Source organism: Novosphingobium mississippiense (assembly GCF_044029535.1).
Lineage (GTDB): Bacteria > Pseudomonadota > Alphaproteobacteria > Sphingomonadales > Sphingomonadaceae > Novosphingobium.
The window spans coordinates 712,291-728,744 of sequence record NZ_CP147003.1; the positions used below are offsets into that span (position 1 = coordinate 712,291).

14 protein-coding genes are annotated in these 16,454 nt (G+C 63.4%); 1 reads left to right on the forward strand and 13 read right to left on the reverse strand.

Annotated elements, in window-relative coordinates; genetic code table 11:
* The first annotated feature begins 14 nt into the window (after positions 1-14).
* Positions 15-791, forward strand: coding sequence for an AraC family transcriptional regulator (locus WBP06_RS21850; RefSeq protein WP_395337188.1), 777 nt, complete (start codon positions 15-17; stop codon positions 789-791).
* Between the two features lie 53 nt (positions 792-844).
* On the opposite strand, the gene WBP06_RS21855 is transcribed toward WBP06_RS21850, so the two are convergent.
* The 13 genes from WBP06_RS21855 to WBP06_RS21915 form a co-directional block, all read right to left on the reverse strand.
* Positions 845-2,053: a histidine-type phosphatase gene (locus WBP06_RS21855; protein ID WP_395337189.1), complete on the reverse strand. Its 1,209-nt coding sequence runs from the start codon at positions 2,051-2,053 to the stop codon at positions 845-847.
* Between the two features lie 41 nt (positions 2,054-2,094).
* Positions 2,095-4,659: a TonB-dependent receptor gene (locus WBP06_RS21860; protein ID WP_395337190.1), complete on the reverse strand. Its 2,565-nt coding sequence runs from the start codon at positions 4,657-4,659 to the stop codon at positions 2,095-2,097.
* A gap of 278 nt (positions 4,660-4,937) precedes the next feature.
* Positions 4,938-5,915 (reverse strand): rhodanese-related sulfurtransferase, encoded by a 978-nt coding sequence (locus WBP06_RS21865; RefSeq protein WP_395337191.1) that lies wholly within the window; start codon positions 5,913-5,915, stop codon positions 4,938-4,940.
* Between the two features lie 138 nt (positions 5,916-6,053).
* Positions 6,054-7,283, reverse strand: coding sequence for a glycosyltransferase family 4 protein (locus tag WBP06_RS21870; protein ID WP_395337192.1), 1,230 nt, complete (start codon positions 7,281-7,283; stop codon positions 6,054-6,056).
* Between the two features lie 279 nt (positions 7,284-7,562).
* A complete protein-coding gene (locus WBP06_RS21875; protein ID WP_395337557.1) occupies positions 7,563-7,955 on the reverse strand; it encodes a Dabb family protein in 393 nt (130 codons plus the stop codon).
* Between the two features lie 88 nt (positions 7,956-8,043).
* Positions 8,044-9,081, reverse strand: a complete 1,038-nt coding sequence (locus WBP06_RS21880; RefSeq protein ID WP_395337193.1) for a LacI family DNA-binding transcriptional regulator — start codon at positions 9,079-9,081, stop codon at positions 8,044-8,046.
* Positions 9,082-9,160: 79 nt separating this feature from the next.
* Positions 9,161-10,843, reverse strand: a complete 1,683-nt coding sequence (locus WBP06_RS21885; RefSeq protein ID WP_395337194.1) for a GMC oxidoreductase — start codon at positions 10,841-10,843, stop codon at positions 9,161-9,163.
* A gap of 23 nt (positions 10,844-10,866) precedes the next feature.
* Positions 10,867-11,709 (reverse strand): sugar phosphate isomerase/epimerase family protein, encoded by an 843-nt coding sequence (locus WBP06_RS21890; protein WP_395337195.1) that lies wholly within the window; start codon positions 11,707-11,709, stop codon positions 10,867-10,869.
* Positions 11,706-12,275, reverse strand: a complete 570-nt coding sequence (locus tag WBP06_RS21895) for a gluconate 2-dehydrogenase subunit 3 family protein (RefSeq protein ID WP_395337559.1) — start codon at positions 12,273-12,275, stop codon at positions 11,706-11,708. Before WBP06_RS21895 ends, WBP06_RS21890 begins: the two co-directional genes overlap by 4 nt.
* The gene (locus tag WBP06_RS21900; RefSeq protein WP_395337196.1) at positions 12,272-13,099 is read right to left on the reverse strand and encodes a DUF1080 domain-containing protein; all 828 of its coding nucleotides are present in this window, start codon (positions 13,097-13,099) and stop codon (positions 12,272-12,274) included. The genes WBP06_RS21895 and WBP06_RS21900 overlap by 4 nt, the downstream gene beginning before the upstream one ends.
* Before the next feature lie 16 nt (positions 13,100-13,115).
* Positions 13,116-14,030, reverse strand: a complete 915-nt coding sequence (locus WBP06_RS21905; RefSeq protein WP_395337197.1) for a hydroxypyruvate isomerase family protein — start codon at positions 14,028-14,030, stop codon at positions 13,116-13,118.
* On the reverse strand, positions 14,027-15,331 hold the full coding sequence (locus WBP06_RS21910; protein ID WP_395337198.1) for an MFS transporter: 1,305 nt from the start codon (positions 15,329-15,331) through the stop codon (positions 14,027-14,029). Before WBP06_RS21910 ends, WBP06_RS21905 begins: the two co-directional genes overlap by 4 nt.
* Positions 15,332-15,410: 79 nt before the next feature.
* Complete coding sequence (locus tag WBP06_RS21915; protein WP_395337199.1) at positions 15,411-16,454, reverse strand: sugar phosphate isomerase/epimerase family protein; 1,044 nt, start codon at positions 16,452-16,454, stop codon at positions 15,411-15,413.

Genomic DNA, 16,454 nt, shown 5'->3' on the forward strand with positions numbered 1-16,454 from the left:
ATCATCGTCGCGAAATGGACAAGCTGCGCAGGCTCGAAGATTGTGAGGCCTCACCAAGGCCGGTGGCGGCGTTTGCGAGCGACCATCCGGATGGGGAGCATATTGCGCCGCATCGTCATGGTCGCGCGCAGCTCATCCACACGTTGGGCGGAGTCATGACTGTGACCTCGCCCGATGGAAGCTGGATCGTTCCCCCGGGCCGCGCCGTCTGGATGCCGCCCGCGCAGGATCACGCCATTCGCATCGCGGGCGATGTGCCGATGCGCACCGTCTTCGTCCGGGAGGATGCGCGGCCCGATCTGCCGCAGGCCTGTGAGGTGATCGAAGTTTCGCCATTCTTGCGCGAGGCGATCGTCGCCGCCACGCGCATTCCGCTGGACTACGCCATCGGTGGCCGGGACGAGCGGGTCATGGAACTGATCCTCGACGAGATCGCCGCTGCGCCGCGTCTGCACTTGCATGTCCCGATGCCGCGTGATCAGCGCCTTGTCCGGTTATGCCAGAGGCTTATCGCAGATCCCGCCCGGCCGGTGACATTGGAGGCGCTGGCCCAGGAAATCCACGTGAGCAGTCGGACTCTGGCACGGATGTTCCATCGCGAACTCGGCATGAGCTTCGGCGATTGGGTGCGGCGCATGCGTCTGCTGCTGAGTCTGCCCAGACTGGCGGCGGGCGTTTCCGTACTCGCCGTCGCGCTGGAGCATGGTTACGACAGCCCCAGCGCTTTCACGGCCATGTTCCGGCGCACCATGGGCGTCTCCCCCCGGGCCTATCTGGAGAACCGGGCATGATGCCGATAAGGTGAGCACCGAGCGGGGCGGATCGTCCACGCCACCGCAACAGGTTATCCCGCAATCAGGTGGGCGAACTGTTCCGGCGTGCACAGGCCCGGGCGGCCGGGGACCGAGCATCCGGGCGGGCTCATCGGCACGCGGCGGACCGCTTCTGTCGATGCCGCGCGAATGCCGTCCAAGGTCTGGGCGCGGTAGGATACGCGCACGAAGGCCCGTCCGGCGCGGTCGTGAAGGCGTTCTATCAGGATGGCACCGCCGGGTGCTGGATCGTCCTGTGCAAATCCCGGAATGCGCCAGTGGACATCCAGCAGGCCGCCAAGGTTGGCGACATTGGTGTCATGGCCCGAAATCATGGTGACCCGAGCCGGCCCCGCAAGCCCTTGCTCGACGATGCGGGCGAGCGCGGAGAAATTGGCCGCGGCAATGGGCCTTGGGCGTGCGAGAAGCTGGAATTCCAGTGCGTGAAACCGCGAAAGCGCGGCGATATGTGCCGCGCTGGCACGCCCCCAGCCGACCTGCGCCATCGGTTTGCCTTCGGCATATTCCAGCAGCAGGATTTGCGCGGCGGTGGAGGCCTGGTCCAGCATCCCGGAGAGTTTAGGGCGGGATGTCGCGGTCGCCGGCCGAAAAGTGCTGGGCTTTGCGGCAATTCCGCAGCCGGAACCGGCGGTGCCGCAGAGTATGGCGTTCAGTTTCGTCAGGAGCGTGCTTTCCTGCGCATCCTGTGCGACCAAACCGCCAGGGCCGGAGGACGTTGCGACCGCCGTGTTGGCCTTGGCCGGATCCCACGCGACCGTGCCTGTTTCGATGGGTGCGAACAGCGGGTCCTGCTCATCCTGCTGACGGTGTTCGGCGGACAGCGCGCACTGTGGCGCCAGCGCGCCCAGCCAGGCCTGAGCCGTGGCGATGGTGCGCTGATCGCTGTCGGCAACCACGCGAATGGTGTTGGCGTCGGGACATCCGCTGGTCGGCAGCAAGCCGGCATCGCGAAAGGCGCGGGCATCGGAACGGCCAAGCGCCGCCACGGCATCCGCGCCGTGTGGCGTCAGCCAGCCCGGCGCGACCGGCCAGCGCGGCCAGTCATCGGCCGCAGTTCCCGGCGGCATTGCCGGTTCCTTGGTCGGCGGGCGCACGCCATGGCGCATGACCAGCACAACCCGATCGACTGTCAGGTCAGGCGTGGGGGCCTTCGCCGCGACGGGAGTGGCCGCGTTGCAGAGGGCGGCAAGAACGATGCCGGTGAATGCTTGACGTCTCATCGGCATTGCTCCTGCCTGTTATGCTTGTCCGGGTTTGGCGATCAGAAGTGCAGCTGCACGCCCATGCGGTACTGGGCACCGTAGTGTTCGCGTTCCACCAGCTGATCCTTGGTGCCGACATAGCGGCGCCACGGCGCGTCGGTCAGGTTGATGGCATCGCCGAACACAGTGAACTGCGGCGTGATCTGATAGCTGACATGCAGGTCAAGCTGCGCGTTGCCGTCGGTATATTCGTCCGTTGAGGCGTCCGCACCCAGGGTGTCGAGGTACGACGAGCGGTAGTTGAGCGCCAGTCGCGCGCCGAAGCCGTACTTTTCGTAGAAGATCTGCGCGTTGGCCACGTTCTTCGACTGGTAGATCAGTGGAATGTCGCCGTCCCGCACGAACGATGCGTCGGCATGGCCCCAGACATGGGTGTAGTTGGCCGATACGCCGAACCCGCTGAGGAAGCCGGGCAGCGACACGAACTGCATCTGGGCGTTGAATTCCACGCCCGTGAGCTGTTCCTTGTCGGCATTGATCGGCGAGGAGATATCGGCCGTATCGTACAGGACATTGGCGATAGTTACGCCGGTCTGGCGGACGCTGTAGCCATAGATCGGGTTGTCGATCGACTTGTGGAAGGCACCGGCCGAGAACACGGCGCCCGGCGCCGGATAGTATTCCAGCGAGGCGTCGTAATTGACCGCCTTCAGCGCCTTCAGGTCGGGATTGCCCATGCTGATGTTCGGCACGGTGTCGTCCTCCACCACTACGTAGGGGGCAAGGTCGGGATAGTTCGGGCGGCCGATCGAGGTGGTGACGGCGGCGCGGGCGACGAGGTTGTTGCCGAAATCGTACTTCGCGTTGATGCCCGGGAACACGTCCGTGTAGCTCTGGTGGCCGAAGACGTTGTAGCCTTCGTCCAGCGTGGAATTGGCATCCACTGCCTTCGCCTTGGTATCGTCCTCGGTATGTTCGATACGCACGCCGGGCACCAGCGTCAGGCCGCCGAAGTTCAAGGTGGCCATGATGTAGCCGGCCGTGATCTTCTCGTGCACGCGATAGTCGCTGGCCAGGCTATCCGACAGGGTGCCGGCGGTGTCCTCCGCCGCTACCGCGGGGTTCGCGGCCAGATAGGTGCGTGCCGCGTCGTAGTCGATGCGCGTGCCGAAGTTGAACATGCCGTCATAGAAGCTATCACTCCCCATGTAGCCGCCACCCTGGGCAAGGCTCCAGGCCGTCTTGGTCGACTTGTAGTCCACCTTGTCGTGATCGTCGGTCTTGGTGCGGTCGATATACTTGCCGCCGATCGCGAACGAGGAATCGTCGCCCAATGCGATGGGGTGGGTGTAATCTACCCGGCCCTGCCACAGGTCTTCCTGCGCCTTGCGATATTCGAAGTTGTACTTGCTGAAGGCGAAGGACGAAGGCGTGGTGAACAGCGTGGAGTCGCTGGGCACCATGGTGTAGGGATCGGTCGATCCGTCATAGGTGATCGCGGTCTTGCCCTTGGGCGCGGTGAACGTGAATTCGCTGCGGACGGGGTCTACCTTGGTCGCGCGGGTGAAGCCGCCCGACATTTCCAGCGTGCCGCCGGCCAGATTGTCGAACTCGCCGCCCAGCGTGGCGGACTTGGTATTGTCGTCCTCCTCACGATGGCGGACCAGGATCGTCGCGGTGCCGGCGATGACGCCGGCGCTGCTGACCGAGGTGACGGCAAGGCGGTTCTGGTCGCGCGTCTCGTTGTCCTGGAACTTCGAATAGCTGGTGCGCAGATAGAGCTTCACCGTATCCGACGGGTGCCAATCGAAGTTGCCGACCACGCCCAGACGCTGGCGGACGAGGTTGTAGTCACGCAGGCCGTTGCCGGCCGGAATGCCCGCGTAAGTGGTGTAGTCCTCGCTCGCCTGGTAGTTTTCGGATTCGATCGGGCGGCGCGAGTAGTTGACCGAAACTACCGCGCCGAACTGCTGTTCGGCACCGAAGCGGCCGCCGGCAGTGGCGTCCAGTTCATAGGGCGCCTTGTGGTTCATGCCGTAGTAGCCCAGCGAACCGCGCGCGTCGAAGAAGAACGGCGCCGCGCTGTCGAACGCGGTCTTGGTCTTGATGTCCACCGAGCCGCCGATGGCGTTGGCGTCCTGGTTGGGCAGCACCGACTTGGAGACCGAGATCGACTGGATCATGGCCGAGGGAAGGTCGTCCAGCTTCACCACGCGGCCATCGGGCTCCGGCGCGGGCAAGGTCTGGCCGTTCAGCGTGACGTTGACGAGATTGGGGTCGATGCCGCGGATGATGACGTAGCGGCCTTCACCCTGGTCGTTGGCGACCGACAGGCCGGGCAGGCGCTTCACCGCTTCGGCCACGTTCTGATCGGGCAGTTTGCCGACATCGTTGGCCTGCAGCGTTTCCACCGTGTTCAGGGCTGCGCGCTTTTCTTCGATTGCCTTGCGCTGAGCGGCCAGATCGCCCGTGACGATGATTGCGTTGCCAGAGTCGGCAGACGTGTCAGCCGGGGCTTCTGCGGCGGGTTCTTCGGCCCAGGCCGGGGCGGCGATGGTGGTCATGGCGGCGGCGACGAAACCGAAAAGCGAGGCACGATGAAGCAACGAAGCACGCAGCAACATGAAATTGTCATCCCTGAACATTGTTTGGCGAGCGGGCTCCTGCTCGCGGGCAATTACAGAACGATGACGGTGTTATTAATTTGCAGACGATATACGATTGTATCGTTATTTTGACAGATTTGTTGTGATTTGATGATAAATAATTGGGTGTGAAGGTCTGGTTTAGGCCGTTCGAATGGGGCTCGGACGGTTCCTGATTCTTCGGGGCATGCGCCATCGTCGGGCGCCGGTATCACCAGTCCCGTGCAACAGGCACGATAGCCATTGGAAGTCTGCGATCAGTCGGCGTCGTCGCTCACGGGCTGGACGCGGACGGCGCCGACATGGGCAAGGCCCCGGGCGGCCGCCAGCGTTTCCTGGCGGTGGCGCTCGCGGTACGAGGCCCGCTGTTCATCGGTGCGCTCTGAATGGCAGGCGGGGCAACTGACGCCTTCTTCGTAGAGCGGCGAAAGGCGGGCTTCCTGGTCCAACGGCCGACGGCAAGCATGGCACAGTGCGTAGGATCCTTCGACAAGGCCGTGGCCGATCGTTACCCGCTGATCGAACACGAAGCATTCGCCGCGCCACAGGCTCTGCGTTTCTGGCACCGTTTCCAGATACTTCAGGATGCCGCCCTTGAGGTGGTAGACATCCTCCACGCCTTCCTGCTTGAGGAAGGCGGTGGATTTTTCGCAGCGGATCCCGCCGGTGCAGAACATGGCGACTTTGGTCGGCTTGCCGTTGTTCAGCAGCCGCTCGCGTTCCCGCCGGAACCATTCGGGGAAATCGCGGAAGCTGGCGGTTTTCGGGTCGATCGCGCCTTCGAACGTGCCCACCGCCACTTCGTAATCGTTGCGCGTATCGATCACGATCGTGTTCGGATCGCTGATCAGCGCGTTCCAGTCCTGCGCGTCGACGTACGTGCCGACGCTGGCGCGTGGGTCGATGTCGGGCTCGCCCATGGTCACGATCTCGCGCTTCAGGCGCACTTTCATGCGGTGGAACGGCATTTCGGCGGCGGTCGACAGCTTGACGTCGAGGTCGGCGCAATCCGGCAGGCTGCGCAGGTATTCGATGACCGTGTCGATCCCCTCCGCCGTTCCCGCGATGGTGCCGTTGATGCCTTCGTGGGCCAGCAGCAGCGTGCCGCGAATGCCCTGTTCGCGGCAAAGCCGCTCTACGGGTTCGCGCAAGGCGGCAAAATCGTCGAACCGGGCGAAACGATAGAGGGCGGCAACCTGCCAGGGTTCATCCGAGGTGGGGCGGGGCGTATGCATGGCGCGCGCCATAGCGCCAAGCGGCGCGTTCGTCAGCAGGCTTGCGATAACGTGCCAGCCCGCAGCAGCGGATAGTGCGCGGGAAGATCCGGATTGGTCCCTTGGAACAGCGGTTTCGATGCCAACGGATTCATTGGCCTAACAACCCGGAATTATGGTTTCGATCCGGCCTGAGGGTGCAGTGTGTCGGGATGCAGGACTGGTGCGGCTGTCCCGCGCTTCCTGCATGACTTTTTCCCAGGCATCGACCACGCTGTTGGCGGAGAGTGCTTCGGCAATGGCTCTGGCGTTATTGCCCAGACGGTTGCGCAGTTCGGGGTCACGCATCAATTCGCGCATGTTTTCGGCCAGCGTTTCAATGTCTTCGGGCGGAACGAGAAGGCCATTGACGTTCTGGTCGATGAATTCCCCGGGCCCCCAGTTGCAATCGAACGATATCGCCGGAATTCCAGCAGCCAAGGCTTCCGCCAAGGCATTGCCCCACCCCTCGTACCGCGAACTCATCACGAAAATATCCGCGTGGTCCACCCATCCTCCCGGACGTTCGCTGACGCCGGCGAAGCGCACACGGTCCTGCAGGCCAAGGCGAAGTGCCATGTCTTCCAGGTTGGAGCGCTCCGGGCCCTTGCCCCAGATGACCAGGTTCCACTCCGGAAATTCGCCGACCACCTTGGCAAAGGCCTTCAACAGCAGATCGAATCCCTTCTGAGGCACCAGCCTGCCGACGGCAGTGATCTGCTTGTCTGCGGTCGGCGCCGTGTCGCGGCGCTCGAAGCACAGCACGGGATTGGGGATGACCCACTGGCGCGGGCGCATGGCGGGCGGAAAGCACTCCATCGCGCCTTTCGTCATGGTCACCAGCCCGAAGGCCCGTGGATAGAGGCGGGCGCGCAGCCACGACCAGAGCGGGCCGACCGACTGCTCCTTGGGGTTGTTGCGTTCCGATACGATGATGGGCGTCTGCCGCCCCAGTCCCGCCAGAAGCGCAAGGATGTTGGTGCGCGTCAGGAAACTGACCACGACATCGGGCGCGGCTTCGTCCAGCGCCCGGCGCAGCCGCATGGCGCGCCGGATCGCCGATATCTTTCTGGTCAGGACTGATTGGCGGCTGGGCGGAAGGTCCAGCCGTATCACGTCGACGCCGGCAGAATATCCGTAGTAGGAGGGGCTGTCGGATTCCGCGAAACAGATCACGCTGATCTTCCAGCCGCGTCGGTCAAGCACATCGGCGATGATGTTGACGACACGTTCAGCCCCGCCGGCCGTCAGTCCCGGAAGCACCAACGCGGCATGTTTACGCTCGAAAACGGCGGTCTGCGGTGCGAGTTCCGCAGCCGTACCTGGAATGTCTTGCTGATAGCGGTTCATTGCCATTGCCGTCCAGATACTCCTCCCTGCAGGCCATTTCGTTGGCATAAGCGGTGGCGGGCCGATCCACTTTTTCCCGCCAAGCAAGCTGCCATCAAAATGCCGGAGCTCTATCTACACCCGACGAGCGCGATAATTCGTTGCGGCCAAGAGGGTTACCTCGCATTATCCACCGCGCTCCTCCTCTCGGGGATCGAGCGGTCCACACGGACCTCGTTTGCCTGAAACGGGAAGATGCGGCCGGTTTTGACTGGTCGATCGGCCGCGCATCTGTCCCCGCTATTCGGGAACGACCGCCATGTCGTATACCACGACCTTCGCCCAGAGATGCTCGCAAGACTGGACGAAGGCTTGATGGATCGGGTGGTCCTGATAGGCCTTCTGATCTTCCACTCTGTCGAAGAACATCAGTTCGGACACGTCGTAACTGGCATCGACGACGTCGCGGCTTTCGGTGCTGGCAGGAATGCCGATTTCCAGCCGGCGGATAACTGGAATGGCCCGCAAGGTGCGAAGACCAGCGATCAGCCTTTCGCGGTCGGCTTGCGATCCGGGCTGCTTCAGCCAGAAGAAAACGTGGTGAACCAGCTTTGGCTGCACGGCCTCTGCTCCTTTTCCTGTACTCGCTTGCGTAGAGGAAACCGCGATGCCGGCGGTTCCCAACGCGATCATCGCCGCCAATTCGCGTCTGCTTGTTTCCATGGTGCGATTCTCCGTGTGAATGGGACGCCGCGCAGTGAGGGGCGCGGCATGGCAGCGGTCACGGGGCGTCTATGGGCGCGACGGATTCCCGTTCTACGATTACATGATCGAAAATTTCATCGGTCACGCCGGGTTCGGCCTTGCCTAGCGCGGCGATCAGGCATTGGGCGGCGCGAAAGGCCATTTCTTCGACGGGTTGCTGAACCACTGTTAGCGGCGGCCAGAGACGCGATGCCAGGATGGTGTCGTCGAAGCCCGTCACCGTCAGGTCTCTGGGCAGTTGCAGGCCCAGGTGATTGGCCTGTGCGACTACGCCGGCGGCAAGATCGTCGCTGCTGCAGATCACTGCCGTCGGCCTGTCCTTTCGCTGTAGCAGCGTGCGCGCCGCTGCCTTGCCCGATTCATAGTCGAATTCGCCATGCCGCACGATCAGGTCTGCCTCTTCGACGAGCCCCGCATCGCGCATGGTCGCCTGGAACCCTTCGAGCCGAGCCGCGACCACGCTGTATTGATCGGGGCCCGCGACATAAGCGATGCGCCGGTGGCCGCCGGCAATGACCTTGCGGGTGATGGACGTCATGGCGGCACGGTTGTCGATCCTGACGGTCGTTACATCGGGCATTGCGGTGCCGGTGGCGATCGCCGCAAGGGGGACGCCCAGCGCCGCCAGGCTGTCTGATCCGCTCAATCGTTCGGCAAAGGGCGGGATGAGCAGCAGCGCATCGGCACCGGATCGTACGAGGTCTTGCGCGAGGCGTTCGGCCTCGTCGCGGCTGACACCGTCGCCGTCGCGCAGTATCAGTTGCAGGCCATGGGCATTGGTCGCGCGCAAGGCCCCCACCAACACGGCATCCAGAAAGGGCGTGCGGCGGTTGCTGTATAGCAGGCCCACCGTCGTCGCCCGCGACTTGGCGAGCCTTCGTGCGGCCAGATTGGGCACATATCCCAGTTCCGCGATCGCCGCCTGAACGGTCGCCACCGTGGCCGCACTGGCCCGGCCGGCGCCGTTGATGACGTTGGACACGGTCATTGCAGACACGCCCGCGCGCTGCGCGACCGCACGGATCGTTACGCCATTCTCGTTTCGTCTCGCCATCAGGTTCCGGTCCCCATATCCCCTGATAGCGCGTTTCCAGCGCCATCATAGCGCTGGAAACGGCGGTTTGGCGTGTGCGTCAGATCGCGCCCGACTTCATCGCTTGCACGGCGTGATCCACCGCGCGCGCGGTGAGGGCCATGAAGGTCAGTGACGGATTGACGCAGGAAATGGAGGCCATTTGTGCCCCATCCGTGACGAACAGGTTGGTGGCATCGTGCGCCTGGTTCCATTTGTTGAGCACCGATGCACGCGGATCATTGCCCATGCGCGCACCGCCCATCTCGTGAATGGCGTCACCCGGAACGTGTTCCTTTACCTTGCTTTCGATATTCGTCAGGCCGGCGGCGCGCAGCATCTTTTCACCCTGCTCGCGGGCATCCGCCATCATCCGCAATTCGTTGTCACGGAAGGTGACGTTGAACTGCATCAGCGGCACGCCGAAGCGGTCCACCTTGTTCGCATTCAAGGCGACATGGTTGTCTTCGTAAGGCAGGCATTCGCCGAAAGCGCCCATCTGGAACTTCCAGCCGCTGTACCGACGCATCCCTTCCTTCATCGACGCGCCGAAGCCCACCGGCTTTGCCGGTTCGCGATAGGCGCCCCCCTGATAGCCATAGCCACGCCGGAAGCCGAGGTTTTCGTCCTTGCCGACATTGCGGAAGCGGGGAACATAAACGGCGCCGGGGCGACGGCCGAATTCGATGAATTCCTCCATGCCGGGAATGTCGCCCTTCACGCCGACGCGGAAGATATGGTCCATGACATAGCGACCCAGCGTTCCGCTGCTGTCGAAATGGCTGCGATTGCCGCCCTGCGGGCGCGAGTTCATCAGGATCTGCAACGAGCCCATGGTCGAAGCGTTCAGGAAAACCACCCTTGCGCTGACGACTTCCGCCTGCCCGGTCTTGGCGTCGATAAAGCGCACGCCGGTGACTTTCTTGCTGGCGGGATCGTATTCGAGGTTGGTGACCACCGCATCGGAGCGGACCGTCAAACGCCCGGTCGCACGCGCGGCGGGCAGGGTGACCGCCTGGGTGGAGAAGTAGGCGCCGAACGAACAGCCGTTGCTGCACTGGTTGCGGAACTGGCACTTGGTGCGGTTCTGCTCGGGCTTGTCCTCGGTCATGTTGGACAGGCGGGCATTGATCATCTTGCGGCCGGGAAACGCGGATTCCAGCCGTGGCTTCATCCACTTTTCGGCCACGTTCATCGGCATTGGCGGTTGAAATTCGCTATCCGGCAGGTAGTCGAGGTTTTCGCGCGATCCCGATACGCCGATATACTTTTCGACATAGCTGTACCACGGCGCAACGTCATCATAACTGATCGGCCATTCACCGCCGACGCCGTCACGCTTGTTCGCCTCGAAATCGGCCGGGCTCCAGCGGAAACACCATCGGCCCCAGATCAGCGACTTGCCGCCGAACGCGCCGGGGCGGATCCAGTAGAACTTGCTGCCTTCCCCGAAATCGTAGGGGTTCAGCCGGTCGTTGTTGTAGAACGACTGGTTGCTGGGGGCGACATAGCCGTGCTGGGCGATGAAATAGTCGCTCTCCCGCAGGCCGTCTGGCATGATGTTGCGGGCGGGCACCTCATAGGCAGGCTTGCCGTCATAGGTGTAGTCTTCGCCATGCTCGACCATGTGGCCACGGTCGAGCATCAGCACACGCATACCCTTTTCGGTCAGTTCCTTGGCGGCCCAGCCTCCGCTGATGCCTGAGCCGATAACGATTGCATCGAACCTGTCCGTAGAAGCCATGGTAATCCTCTCCCGGTCGATGGTCAGAAGCGCAGGGCGCTGAGCGTCTGGAAGCTCTTGGTGATGTCCGGCAGGTACGGTGCGGGGGCCTGGTCGTTCTCCACGTAGAAGTGCCGCGCGCCGGAAATCGCGTTCAGCTTGAAGATGCTGGCGAAATCGATCGTGCCGGACCCTACCGAGGTCATGCTGCGATCAGGACGCATGTCCTTCACGTGATAGGCATAGATGCGGCCCGGCAGGCTGCGGATCAGCGCCTGGGGATCCTGCCCGGCGTAGATGGCCCAGTAGAGATCCAGTTCCAGCTTGAGCAGGGCGGGATCGGTGCCCTTCACCAGCCGTTCGTAGAGGCTGACGCCATCGGGCTTCACCGTGAATTCGAAATCGTGATTGTGATAGGCGAAGCCCATGCCCGCCGCTTTCAGCTTTTCGCCGATGCGGTTGATGTTGGCGATCGCGGCATCCCAGGCGGGACCGTTGCGATGCTTGTCGACCATATAGGGCAGGACCACGGTTTCGGCGCCCAGCGTCCTGGCCATGGTCAGGCTGGCGTCGAAATTGTCCAGCAAGGCATCGTAAGCGACGTGGATCGAGGGGCTTTTCAGGCCAAGCCGGTCCATGGTCTTGCGCAGCAGCGCGTGATCCATGGTGTCATAACCGCCGCCGCCATATTCTACCTCGCGATAGCCGATCTTGGCCACCTTTTCGAGCGTTGCGACGGGATCGGCGGCGAACAGTTCGCGCACGGTATAGAGTTGCAGGCCCACGTTGCGGATCTGCGCGGCGCGGGCAAGGCCGGCAAGGAAGGGCTGCGTCGCAAGCGCGGCAACGCCGCCGGCCAGCATCATGGATCGACGATTCATCATCATGCGGAATAGACCTTGTTGACCTGAGAATAAGGGAAGGCACCATTGTATTCGCCGGGAACGGGCAAATATTCGCGTTCCTGCGTCACGCCGATTTCAGACGTGTAGTAGCCGACGATCACCATCTGCCGGAATGCCTTGAAGAACTCTTCCCCATCGGGAAGTTGGTCGTTCATCGCCAAGGTCAGCAGCGCGTCCTGCTGTTCGGGTTTGGCCTGCACGGCGGGCAGCTTGTAGTCCTGCCGGCTGCGGGCATCGATTTCCGCAAGGCCGGACAGGATCGGTTCACGATCTTCCGCAACGGCCCAGTCGGCCAGCAGCTTTTCGATGTAGTCCGGCACGCCGGCCGCGATGGCGCCGGGGGTGTCGGTCGTCGGGATGACGCGTTCGCACAGCGCGGTCATCAGCGCGCGCTGCTCCGGCGTGAAGACCCGGACGCTGGGCGCGCCCTGGTCGATCACGGGAATGGCCGCTGCAGGCGCAAGTCCTGCGGCGCGGGCGAGGGGGGCGAAAATCTGGGCGCCGAACATGGCGACCATGCCGGCAAGCGCGTTTCTGCGGTCCATTATCGTGCTCCCCCTTTCAGATCCTGCGCGATGGCTTCTTCCGGCAGGGGGCGGACCCAGATGTTGCGGAAGGAAACCGGCGAATTGTGATCCTGCAGCTGGATCGGCGCCTTGTCGCCATGGGCCTGATACTGGGCCACCTTGCGCCAGACCGTGGTGCCCAGCATGGCCTGATGGTTCTGCACCAGCACACCGTTCAGCAGCACGGTGACGTAGGCCGGGCGGACCAACCCGCCCTTCGCATCGAAGCGCGGGCGTTCGAAGACGATGTCGTAGCTTTGCCATTCGCCCGGCGGGCGCGATGGGTTCACCAGCGGCGGTTTCCACGCATAGACGGCGCCCACGGTTCCGTCCGCATATGTCGGGTTCTGATAGCCGTCGAGGATTTGGACCTCATAACGCTGCATGAACCAGATGCCGCTGTTCCCGCGATCCTGCGAGGTTTTTTCCGGCGGGTTGGGAGACCGGAATTCGAGGTGTAATTGCACGTCGCCGAATTCCTGATTTGAGATCAGATTGTTCTCGCCGCCGCTCCGTTCGCGCGATGGAACGGTCATCACGCCGTTCTCGACCGTCCAGGGAGCACGTTCGCCATGCCATGCGTCGAGCGATTTGCCGGAGAACAGCATGATCGCGTCAGACGGCGCCCCGCCGGGAGCAGATGCGGGCGTGACCACGGTCGGTGCCGGGCGATCGGGATCATGGACATGCCATTTGCCTCCCGGCAGGATCGGCGTGTCCTTGAAACCCGGCTTGTCCTCTGCGTGGACGAGCGTGCCGGCGAGGGCAGTCCCCACCATAAGCACGCCGATCGGGATGCACTTCATCCTCTCGCTCCCCTTTTTATGTTCTGTCGATGGTCCGATAAGCGGCGATCAGCCGTTCCTCGCCTTCTCGCCCGGCTATCGAATTGCCATGTTCCATACCGATCACGCCGGCATAGTTGCGCGCGCGCAGCCAACTGGCGATATTGGCGAAGTTGATTTCGCCGGTTCCCGGTTCCTTGCGGCCGGGATTGTCGCCGAACTGGATGTAGCCAATCTCCGCCCAGCAGGCGTCAAGCGTCGGGATCAGGTTCCCGGACTGGATCTGCTCATGGTAGAGATCGGCCAGGATCTTGACGCCCGGGCTGTTTGTGCCGCGCGCCACGGCATAGCCCTGCGCGATCGACTGCATGAAGACGCCGGGATGATTGGTCCGCGTGTTGAGCGGTTCCATCACCAGTGTCAGCCCATGCGGTGCGACGATGTCTCCGGCGCGGCGCATGCAGTCGATGATCCGCCCGGTCTGGATTGCCTCAGGCACCTTGCGGTCCATGAAGCCGGTGACGACCGTCATGTGCTTGGCATTCAGCCGCTTCGCGACTTCGATCGAGGTGCGGATATCCGCCAGGAAGGCATCGCGATCCGCATCGTCGTTGCTGCCCAGCACTGGACGGAAATCCGACCACTTCGGCATACTGGCGACGAAGACGCCCATGGTCATGCCGCGCTGTGACAGGGCGCGGGCCATCGCCTCCTGCTGTTCGACCGGCCGTTTGCGCGCCTCATTGTCTTCCCAGGCGCGAAAGCCCTGATCGGCGGCGAAGGCTATCTGCTCCAGCAGATCGCCGCGACTGGCGAAGCTGCCTTCGTGCGGAGCGTAGCCAAGCGAGAAATGGGCGGCATTCGAGCCACTCTTTCCGGTGGCGGCCGATAGCGCCGGAGCTGCCGCGACGGCCAGCCCGGTGGCGATCACCGAGCGTCGCGTCAGGCTCATGCGACGCCCTCCGCGACGCGGTTGGTCTTGCGCCCGGCGCGGCGTTCGGCCAGCCAGATGAGGCCGAACACGATCAGCAGCGTCAGCGGCACAAAGGTCAGCCGCGCAAAGGATTGGGACGCAGCGGCGTCTTCCACAGAGCGGAGCGCGGCGCCGCTCAGCTGGGTGAAGGCTTCCGGCCCGCCGGCAATCTCCACTTTCGCCTGATCGAACATTTCACCCAGACGCGGCAGAACGAAGAAGCTGGCGAGCGCGCCGGCCGATCCGACCAGACCCAGCGCCCAGGAGTCCCCGCGGGGATAGCGTTCGGCAACGGAGGCCAGCATCGTCGGCCACATCGCGCAGACGCCCAGACCCCAGACGGTCGATGCCAGGATCGCGGAAATCGGCGACTGGGCCTGAGACAGCAGGAACAGGCCGATCGCGGCGAGCAGGCTGGATACCCAGAGCAGCCCGGGATTGGACAGGCGCCCGGCGATGCGCCCGGCGAAGTGGCGGAATACGAACATCAGCGCGCTGACGTAGACCAGCAGCAGAATGCCGCGCATTCCCACCCGGTTGGTGAGGGCAACGTCGATCCACTGGCCCGGGGCCAGTTCGGAGGACGCGGTCAGGAACATGGCGCCGAACCACACGAAGAAGCTGGGGCGACGAACGACCTCCAGCATCATCTCTTTCATCGCCCGGCCGCCGGCCGCTGCGGGAGGTTCGGGAAAACGGGTGGTCGCCGCAATCACGATCACGCCGATGGCCGGAAGAAACACCAGCGCCATGATCGCCTGCCAAGGCATCAGCGGCGCCAGGAAGACACCGGCAAGCCCGCCGACGATCAGCCCGCCCGGATACCAGGCGTGAAGGACGTTCAGGCGATGCGTGGTGTCTTCGGGATAGAGCCGGGCGGTCAGCGGATTGATCGATGCTTCGGCAAAGCCCCAGCCAAGCCCGCTCAGCAACATGCCCAGCCAGACCAGGTGGTAGACCGCCATGCCGGTGGCGAAGACGCCGGCACCCACGATCAGCGTGGTTCCGATCAGGAAGGCGACGCCGCAGCCGATCAGGACCCGGCGGATACCCACCCGATCGAGAACGGCACTGACGACGAAGACCGTGATCGAAAAGCCAAGGAATGCGGAGCCGAGCGCGGCCCCGATCATTTCGCCTGCCGAAATCGGCGCGATGGGATCGATCCACTGCGCTTTCAGGCTGCTGGCTATCGCCGCGCGCAACGACGCGCTCATGGACGCCGTGAAGAGCGCCAGAACGCTCAGCCAGAATAGCCTTTTCCGGTTAATGCCCGTCATGCCCGCTCCTCTACCCCTTCGCCCCGTGTGATGTTTGTTATCGGGGTTATTCGTTATCGGGTTTGTTTTGGCGTCTCCGTCAGGTCAGACCCAACCAGCGCCGATTGTTGGCGGGATCGCCGCCCCCCGCAAAATCGTCGAATGCCCGTTCCGGCCGGCGGATCATGTGCGCCTCGATGAAAGGGGCCCCTTCACGCGCGCCATCCTCGGGATGCTTCAGGCAGCATTCCCATTCCAGCACTGCCCAGCCTTCGTACCCGTACTGCGTCAGGCGCGAGAAAATGCCCGTGAAGTCGACATGGCCGTCCCCTAGCGAACGGAAGCGGCCGGGGCGATCGACCCAGTCGGCATAGCCGCCATAGACGCCCGCACGCCCGGTGGGATTGAGTTCCGCATCCTTCACATGGAACATCTTGATGCGGTCATGATAGATGTCGATGAACTGGAGGTAGTCCATCGCCTGCAGCACGAAGTGGCTGGGATCGTACAGAATATTGGCGCGCGCATGGCCGCCTACCGCGTCCAGAAACCGCTCGAAGGTCAGACCGTCGTGCAGGTCTTCGCCCGGATGCAGTTCGTAGCAGAGGTCGATACCCTCTTCGTCGTAGGCATCGAGGATCGGCTGCCAGCGACGGCCCAGTTCCGCGAATGCCTCTTCCACCAGCCCCGCCGGACGCTGCGGCCAAGGATAGAAGAACGGCCACGCGAAGGCCCCTGAAAAGGTTGCGCAGGCATTCAAACCCAGCCGCCGGCTCGCCTTGGCGGCAAGCTTCAGCTGATCGACCGCCCAGGTCTGCCGTTCGGCAGGTTTTCCGCGCAGTTCGGCCGGTGCGAAATTGTCGAACGCGGCGTCATAGGCGGGGTGTACGGCAACCAGCTGTCCCTGCAGATGGGTGGAAAGCTCGGTAATCTCGACGCCGGCCTCGCGACAGCGCCCGGCCAGTTCGTCGCAGTAATCCTGGCTTTCCGCGGCGAGCGAAAGGTCCATGCAGCGTGGATCGTTGCTGGGCACCTGAATGCCCTTGTACCCCGCCTGGGCCATCCACCGCGCGGCACTGTCCAACGTGTTGAACGGTGCTTCGTCGCTCATGAACTGCGCCAGAAAGATTGCCGGACCGCGCAT

Excerpts from the sequence above, each read along its gene's own strand:
- WBP06_RS21870 (WP_395337192.1), bottom strand. The coding sequence starts at position 7,283 with ATGAACCGCTATCAGCAAGACATTCCAGGTACGGCTGCGGAACTCGCA.
- WBP06_RS21875 (WP_395337557.1), bottom strand. The coding sequence starts at position 7,955 with ATGATCGCGTTGGGAACCGCCGGCATCGCGGTTTCCTCTACGCAAGCG.
- WBP06_RS21855 (WP_395337189.1), bottom strand. The coding sequence starts at position 2,053 with ATGAGACGTCAAGCATTCACCGGCATCGTTCTTGCCGCCCTCTGCAAC.
- WBP06_RS21900 (WP_395337196.1), bottom strand. The coding sequence starts at position 13,099 with ATGAAGTGCATCCCGATCGGCGTGCTTATGGTGGGGACTGCCCTCGCC.
- WBP06_RS21850 (WP_395337188.1), top strand. The coding sequence starts at position 15 with ATGGACAAGCTGCGCAGGCTCGAAGATTGTGAGGCCTCACCAAGGCCG.
- WBP06_RS21910 (WP_395337198.1), bottom strand. The coding sequence starts at position 15,331 with ATGACGGGCATTAACCGGAAAAGGCTATTCTGGCTGAGCGTTCTGGCG.
- WBP06_RS21905 (WP_395337197.1), bottom strand. The coding sequence starts at position 14,030 with ATGAGCCTGACGCGACGCTCGGTGATCGCCACCGGGCTGGCCGTCGCG.
- WBP06_RS21865 (WP_395337191.1), bottom strand. The coding sequence starts at position 5,915 with ATGCATACGCCCCGCCCCACCTCGGATGAACCCTGGCAGGTTGCCGCC.
- WBP06_RS21860 (WP_395337190.1), bottom strand. The coding sequence starts at position 4,659 with ATGTTGCTGCGTGCTTCGTTGCTTCATCGTGCCTCGCTTTTCGGTTTC.
- WBP06_RS21880 (WP_395337193.1), bottom strand. The coding sequence starts at position 9,081 with ATGGCGAGACGAAACGAGAATGGCGTAACGATCCGTGCGGTCGCGCAG.
- WBP06_RS21885 (WP_395337194.1), bottom strand. The coding sequence starts at position 10,843 with ATGGCTTCTACGGACAGGTTCGATGCAATCGTTATCGGCTCAGGCATC.
- WBP06_RS21890 (WP_395337195.1), bottom strand. The coding sequence starts at position 11,709 with ATGATGATGAATCGTCGATCCATGATGCTGGCCGGCGGCGTTGCCGCG.
- WBP06_RS21915 (WP_395337199.1), bottom strand. The coding sequence starts at position 16,454 with ATGCGCGGTCCGGCAATCTTTCTGGCGCAGTTCATGAGCGACGAAGCA.